Here is a 7,037-nt window from a genome sequence, read left to right on the forward strand (position 1 = left end):
AAAACTCGCCACCTTCAGCGGGGCCGTGGGCCTCGTCATCGACATCGTTGGCGAAGCCGCGAGGGTGGTGCTCTGGGGGAGCCTCATGGGCCAGATGGGTGCGGGCCCGGGAGCGCAGCCCCCCGCCCAAGGAGGAGGCCAGGTCATTCCCTTTCCGGCAAGGCCGCCACCCGACGCGCCGCCGGCCCAGGTGCCCGCAGCCGCGAGCATGCCCCTTCCTCACTGAGAACCCGGTTTGCTAGGAGAGCGCCATGACTCCTGAACCGTCTGCTTCACTGCAACTGCCATCTTTCCTGCATGGCACCTATCGCACGGTGCAGCAGAAGGCGAAGCGGGAGGGGCGACGATGTGGCGAGCAGTACCGGAAGGACGGCTCCTTCCCTACTCCCCGGCAGATGTTGGACATGCCTCCGGGTGAGGTGGTGGTGGCACATGAGGTGGTGGACTTCCAACATGAGCGCCCGTCCTGGCGCCTGTACATGATGTCCAACCTCTTGGGCGAGTTGTGGGAATCACTGGAGTGGGAGGACACGTCAGCCGTGAGAGATGCCTACGAGGCAGCCTTTCTGGAGACGGCCTGGGGCGCACTGTTCTTCGCTCTTGAGCAAATGGGACCTGTGAGCGCGGAGCGCACGGCGCGACGCCTGGAGGCGGTGCTGCGCTTCTGGGAGCCCCTTGAGCGTATACGCTACCTCTTCAAGAGACTGGGGGCGGCGCAGACCCTGGAGGAGGTGATGGTGGCCTCCTGTGATTGGACCATGGAGGCGTGGTGTCCGGAGGCGGAAGGCTCGGTGCGCGAGCGCCTGGGGATTGCGGCGGAGCGTATGGCGCGGGCAACGCGGGAGGATTGCATCGAGGCCATCCTCCGGGAGATGCCCCGGGCCCTTGCCGCCGGGCGTGACCTGAAGCACCGGCAGGTGTTGGCCGACCCAGCCTACCAACGCGAGCGCCTCGCCACCCTCGACGCGCTCTCCTTCGAGCGGGTGTCCGGTGCATGCACGTCGGATGTGCTTGAGAAGCTCTATGCCTGGGACCGCGAGCTTGGGTTGCAATAGATGGTGGCCTGCGCCGGCCTCTAACGGACTTCACTCCTGGACGTCCAGAAGTGCCGCTGCCCGCCGGCCTTGAGAGTCTTTGACAGACGCGCCCGCCCACACAGCCCGCCACTGGCCCCTCTTCGTGTCTGACGGGGCACCGGCCTTTCCAACTGGGAGGCCGGCACGGCCTGGAGCGCGGAGGCGCCACGGGGGGCTGGGGAGGGACCGGGGCAGGCGTTTGGCACGCTCCACCGCCGCCCACTTGCGCGCGCCCGCGCCGGGGCCGCGCCGCGTTCCACTGCTGCTCCCAGCGCGCCCAGGAGTTGGGCGCCAGTTCCGCCAGCGCCTCCGTCGTCTGGTTCTCCGGCGCGTCCGGGTCCTCCATCGGCTCGTCCCAGCACGCCTCCCCCTCCATGGCGGCCAGCGCTCCCTCCAGTGCCGCACGCCCCGGCGCTCCACTTCCACCAGCGTGCGGCACAGCTCCAGGGTGAACCGAACCCGTACGGGAGCAGCGGGTCGAGGAGCGCAATGGCCGCGAATGCCGTGGTCAACGGGCCTCGGTGAACAGCCGCGCGCGCCCGAGCGCCTGGGCGCAGAGCTGCGCCAGGGCGGTGAGGAAGTCCCGCTCCTCGGGCGAGAAGCTCCGCTTGCCCTGGAAGGACAGCCACAGACAGCCCTGGGTGCGGCCGTCGATGAGCAGGGGCAGCCCGACGCGCGCCTCGTAGGCCCACATCACCCCGGAGAGCTGGGGGTAGAGCGCCAGCAGTTCCTCGGTGGAGGTGAACCAGCGCGCCTCCCCCGCGAGCACCGTGTCCGACTGGGGGGTCCGCTCCCCCGGGGGGATGTGGCGCAGGGTGCGGATGGCCTCCTCGGGGTAACCCACGTCATGCAGGGCGCGCAGGCTCCCATCCGGCTCGCGCAGGTAGACGGCGCCCGCGTGCGTGACGGCGTGTGCGAGCCCCTCGGTGAGGATGGCACGGGCCACCTCCTCCGGGGTGGCGGCCCGGGAGAGCGCCGCGGCCACCGCCTGGAGCTGGGAGGCACGCGCCTGCGCCTCGCGCGCCGCGCGGTACAGCAACGCGTTGTCCACCGCGAGTCCCGCCCGTCGTGCCAGCTCCTGGGCGAGCGGCAGGTCCTTCTCGCTGAAGCGCCGGCCGCTCTCGGACTGGACGAGGGTGATCGCGCCCAGCACCCGGCCGCGGGCCATGAGGGGCAGCGCCATCGACGAGCCCAGCCCCAGGGAGCGGGCCAGCCGCAGGTGCTCCTCGCTGCGCGCCAGCCGCGGCATGTCCTTGTCGGGATCCATCTGGACGAGCAGGGGCTCGCCCGTGCGCAGCACCTGGCCGATTCCCCCGTGGGAGGCCGGGTCGATGGGCCAGCGGCGAGCGATCTCGAAGGCGAGCGCCGCCTTCTCCGGGTCGCTGTGCACCGCCACCACGCGCTCCACCACGCCCGTCTCGGAGAGCAGGTCCACGGCCGCCCAGTCCGACAGGCGCGGCACGACCAGCTCCGCCAGCTTCTGCAGCACGGTGCGGTCCTCCAGGGAGGAGAGCAGCTCCCCGGCCTCCGCCATCAGCCGGAAGCGGTTCTCGCTCTCGCGCAGCACCTGCTCGCGCTGGCGCGCCTCCGTCACGTCGCGGGCGACGGCGAGCACGGAGCCCACCTCTCCCTGTTCGTCCTGCTCGGGCACCAGGCGCGCCTCGAAGGACCGGAGCTCGCCCGCCGCGAGGAAGTCGAAGGCGAGCGAGGTCTCCCGGCCCTCGAACGCCTCGGCGATGGTCGCGTCCCAGGAGCCCACCCGCTCCGGCGAGATGCCGAGCTCCACCAGGCTCCTGCCCACGACGCTGGCCGCGGGCTGTCCGATGTTCCGCTCGACGACGCGGTTGACGTAGAGGACCCGGTGCTGGCGGTCGAACCGGGCGACGAGGTCGGGGATGTTCTCGGCCAGGCTGCGGAACTCGGCCTCCCGCTGGCGCAGCGTCGCCTCGGTGGCCTCGAGCCGCTGGCGCGCGCGCACCTGCTCCGTCACCTCCACCGCGTGGGTGAGCAGCCGCGACACCTGCCCCTGCTCCTCCAGCAAGGGCTGGTAGACGACGTCGAAGAAGGTCTCCTCCAGGGTGCCGTCGCCCCGCCGGCCGAGCGACACGGGCAACTCGCGGGCCACGACGGGCTCGCCGGTACGCAACGCGCGCCGGAGCGCCTCCATCACCTCCGTCTGCGAGGTGACTTCGGGCAGCACCTCGCGCAGGGACCTGCCCGGCACGACGGAACGGCCGACCACCTTCTCATATAAGGAGTTGGCGAACTCGAAGACGAAGTCCGGCCCCCGGGTGATGGCGATGGCCGCCGGAGTCTGCGTCAGGAGGCTCAACAGCCGCATGCGCTCCAGCTCCGCCTTCTCGCGCTCCGCCTGGAGCTTGAGCCGCTCGCGGTGCAGGTACAGCTCGACGAACACCTCCGTCTTGGCGCGCAGCACCAGGGGGTCGAACGGCTTGGCCAGGAAGTCCACCGCCCCCAGGGCGTAGGCGCGGGTGGTGAAGCGCGTGTCGGCCGTCAGCCCGGACAGGAAGATGACGGGAGTGCGGCGCGTCTTCTCCCGCTCGCGCATGAGGCGCACCACCTCGAAGCCGTCGATGTCCGGCAGGTGGACGTCCACCAGCGCGACGGCGCAGTCCATGCCGAGCAGGAGCCGCAGGGCCTCCCCGCCCGACGCGGCCGTCACCACCCGCTGGCCCAGGGGCGCGAGGAGGGCCTCGATGGCGAGGAGCTGATTGGGGTTGTCATCGACGACCAGGATGCTCGCCTGGGTGGGGGTCGATGCGGGTGGGGGAAGCACTGCGGCGGACTTCATGGCCTGGGAGCCTGTGGGGGGGAGCGCGAGCTGGGGGGGGGATGGAAGCCCGGCGACAGTGTTGTCGCACGAACACGGCGGTGGCCGCCATGCCAGTCTCAACGGAAACTTCCAGGAAACCGGGGATCAGCCAGGAGTCTGTCTTCTGGCCAACCCTGGGCGGGCGCGGTGGCTAGCGGCGCCGGTAGACGTGCAGCGGGGCGGAGAAGCCGTCCTGCTCCTCGTACGCCACGCCATCGAGCGTCAGCGTGCGGCCCTCCAGCGTCACGCCGGCGTCCTTCTCGAGCGCGCCGCCGTCGAAGCGCACGAGGTACTCCGGCGAGGCCTCGCGCAGGTGCTTGCGGAAGGTCTCCCAGCGCACGCGGGCGAGCCGCTCGTCGGGCAGCCCGGAGAAGAAGGCGAGCTGCAGGTCCAGGTAGTTCGGGTCCTGGTCGAGCACGGCCGCGCCCCCCTTGGCCGCCACCTCCTCCTTGAGGAAGCGAGCCACCTGCATCACCGGCACGGGGTTGGTGGAGGTGGGGCTGACGGGCCGGAAGCTGTCGTGCAGGCCGCCGTCGACGCGGAAGGTGTAGAGGCCCATGGCCAGGGGCAGGGCCACCGCCAGCACCCCGCACAGCCCGGCCACGGCCTTGCGCGCCCCGGCGCCCCGCTGGCCCATGCTCGCCTCGAAGCCCGGCACCACGAAGGGCAGCATCAGCGCCAGCTCCGTCACCGTGAAGCGCCCCAGGGGCTGGAAGTCCAGCAGCACCGCGGCCCGGAAGGTGAAGTACACGGCGGGCACCACGGAGGCGAGCACCAGCCAGCGCACGTCGGGCCGCTCGCGCCACATCCGCCTCATGCCCACCATGGCCAGCAGGGCCACGCCCGGCGACAGCGACAGCAGCGCCACCCCCGGCCAGAAGCCGAGGCTCTGCAGCCGGTAGACCCACGCGCCCATCCGGCCGATGCCCTCGCGCACCCAGTCCGCGTGGAACTGATCCACCGCGCGGATGGGGAAGAAGGGGTCTCCATGCGCCAGCTCGTTGCCCTGCATCCACAGCAGCGGGAAGGGCAGACACAGCAGGCCGAAGCCCACCGCGCGGGTGATGGCGGCGATGCGATCCTCGCCCCAGAAGAGCAGCGCCACGGAGAGGAGCGGGATGAAGAGCCAGGCGTCATAGCGCGTGGCGCACGCCAGGTTGAGCACCGCCGCCGCCCCGAAGATGGGCCCCAGGCGGTTGTCGTCCAGGCCCTCCGCGACGAGCGCGAACACCCACAGCATGAGGAAGAGCGAGAGCGCCTCGCTGGCCGCCGTGGTGGACATCTGCAGGTGCATGCCCCAGACGGAGAAGGCCAGGGCGGACCACACGCCGGCGCGCCAGTCGAAGAGGCGCCGGGTGAGCGAGAAGAGCGGCACCACCGCCAGCACGCCGAAGAGCAGGCTCACCAGCCGGCCCGCGAGCGCCTTGTCCTCCACCACCTTCAGCGTGGCCCCCACCAGGTACAGGTGAAGGGGCCCGAACTGGTAGGCGCCATCTCCATAGGAGGTGATGAGGTGCGGCGCGTTCGCCCAGCGCTCGGCCAGGTCCGTGCGGGCGACCGCGTCGCCGTAGAAGTTCTCGTTGATGGGCATCAACAGCAGACGCGGCAGCAGCACCGCGGCGAGCAGCAGGCCCAGCAGCAACCGGGCGCTCGGCTCCGGGGCCACGTCGGGCACCGCGGAGAGGACGGGAGTGGCGCCAGACGGGCGCGGGGGAGCGGCGGGAACGGTCGAAGCGGACGACATGAGGGCGCGCAGAATACGCAGGCCCGGCCCAAAGCCAAGGGAGCAGGCGGCGAAAGGGGTTTCCGCCCTCCCCTCCGGATTGCCTGCCTGTCCGGGAGGCATGGTAGTTTGCCTTCCACCCTTCACCGAGGGTCATCCCACAAGGGGAATCCACTGCCCATGCTGTCCTCTCGCACTCTGCGTCATGTCGTCCTGGCGCTCGCGGCCACCCTCGCGGTGGGTTGCGCGCCAACCCTGAAGGTCAACGTCCTGCAGCCGGCCCGCGTGAACCTCGGCTCCGCCAGGCGTCTGACCGTGGTCCAGACCGAGGGCCGCAAGGGCGCTCGTGACCTGGTCATCGACGAGCTGCTCCGCCAGGCTCGGGGCCAGGGCTACTTCCAGACGTCGGACCGCTCCAACGAGGGCATCGTCGTGAAGGTGGCCGGCCGCTCGGTGCAGATCGTCAACGCGGGCAACGGCCCGGCGCAGAGCCCGGACGAGGTCGGCGTTCGCATCGACGTCAACGACTGGGACGCCGAGGCGCGGACGGAGATCATCAAGGGCAAGGACAGCAAGGGCAACCCCACCGAGCAGGAGAAGAAGTTCTACGAGGCCAGGACGGTGGTGAGCGTCACGGCCTTCACCTCGACGGGCAGGGCGGTGCTGGCCGAGCAGGAGTACGAGATGGTGGCCCGTGGCGCGGACAAGAGCCTGGCCCTCGACAACGCGGCGCGCGCGCTGGTGCTGCGGCTCCTCGGCGACATCACGCCCAGGTACGTGACGAAGTACATCCGCATGGATGACGACGACAAGGCGCAGAAGCCCATCATCGAGGTGGCCGAGCAGGGCAACGTGCCGCGCGCCATCACCGAGATGGAGGGCTACGTGCAGGGCAACCCGCGGAACGCCGCGGCGCTCTACAACCTCGCGGTGCTGCTGGACGCCTCGGGCAAGTACCAGGAGGCCCTGGACCTGTACACCCAGGCCATCTCCCTGTCCTCCAAGGACTTCTACGTGGACATGAAGGGCGAGTGCGCCCGCCGCCTCGCCGACCAGCAGGCGCTGGCGCAGTAATCCACCGGGAATCCCGTTTCACCCACCGGGCCGTCATCGGGACACTGTCTCCCGGTGGCGGCCCGGTTGTTTTGCATACAAGGCACCATCCGCTTCCACCCGCCCCCCGCCTCCGCGACTCCCGGCGTCTTTCGTCCCAGGGATGTGTTACGGACCTGCCCAGGAAGTGACGCCGTTGCCGGACCAACGGTGAGGGTGGGCTGGGCAGGCCACCCGGAAGAAGGCAGGAATGGACACCCCCCCCCCGAGCACCTCCACGGCAAGGCGTGCGTCCTGGCTCCCGCTGCCGGTCCTCGCCGGACTCCTCGTGGCCGCGACCGCCGTGTTCCTC

5 protein-coding genes are annotated in these 7,037 nt (G+C 70.7%); 3 read left to right on the plus strand and 2 right to left on the minus strand.

Annotated elements, in window-relative coordinates; all coding sequences use genetic code 11:
- A partial coding sequence (locus VF697_RS23760) for a hypothetical protein (RefSeq protein WP_331098705.1) occupies positions 1 to 226 on the plus strand: 226 nt, incomplete at its 5' end.
- A 25-nt stretch (positions 227 to 251) separates the two neighbouring features.
- The gene (locus tag VF697_RS23765; RefSeq protein ID WP_331098707.1) at positions 252 to 1,055 is read left to right on the plus strand and encodes a hypothetical protein; all 804 of its coding nucleotides are present in this window, start codon (positions 252 to 254) and stop codon (positions 1,053 to 1,055) included.
- 529 nt (positions 1,056 to 1,584) lie between these two features.
- On the opposite strand, the gene VF697_RS23770 is transcribed toward VF697_RS23765, so the two are convergent.
- Together VF697_RS23770 and VF697_RS23775 are read right to left on the minus strand one after the other, a co-directional pair.
- The gene (locus VF697_RS23770; RefSeq protein ID WP_331098709.1) at positions 1,585 to 3,888 is read right to left on the minus strand and encodes a GAF domain-containing protein; all 2,304 of its coding nucleotides are present in this window, start codon (positions 3,886 to 3,888) and stop codon (positions 1,585 to 1,587) included.
- A gap of 172 nt (positions 3,889 to 4,060) precedes the next feature.
- Positions 4,061 to 5,653, minus strand: coding sequence for an ArnT family glycosyltransferase (locus tag VF697_RS23775; RefSeq protein ID WP_331098711.1), 1,593 nt, complete (start codon positions 5,651 to 5,653; stop codon positions 4,061 to 4,063).
- A 159-nt stretch (positions 5,654 to 5,812) separates the two neighbouring features.
- On the opposite strand from VF697_RS23775, the gene VF697_RS23780 reads away from it, so the two are divergent.
- Positions 5,813 to 6,706, plus strand: a complete 894-nt coding sequence (locus VF697_RS23780) for a tetratricopeptide repeat protein (protein WP_331098713.1) — start codon at positions 5,813 to 5,815, stop codon at positions 6,704 to 6,706.
- Positions 6,707 to 7,037 lie beyond the last annotated feature (331 nt).

Source organism: Archangium sp., from assembly GCF_036388035.1.
Taxonomy (GTDB): domain Bacteria; phylum Myxococcota; class Myxococcia; order Myxococcales; family Myxococcaceae; genus Archangium.

Bases quoted from the DNA above. Each gene is read 5' to 3' on its own strand.
- VF697_RS23765 (WP_331098707.1), top strand. From the start codon at position 252: ATGACTCCTGAACCGTCTGCTTCACTGCAACTGCCATCTTTCCTGCAT.
- VF697_RS23770 (WP_331098709.1), bottom strand. From the start codon at position 3,888: ATGAAGTCCGCCGCAGTGCTTCCCCCACCCGCATCGACCCCCACCCAG.
- VF697_RS23775 (WP_331098711.1), bottom strand. From the start codon at position 5,653: ATGTCGTCCGCTTCGACCGTTCCCGCCGCTCCCCCGCGCCCGTCTGGC.
- VF697_RS23780 (WP_331098713.1), top strand. From the start codon at position 5,813: ATGCTGTCCTCTCGCACTCTGCGTCATGTCGTCCTGGCGCTCGCGGCC.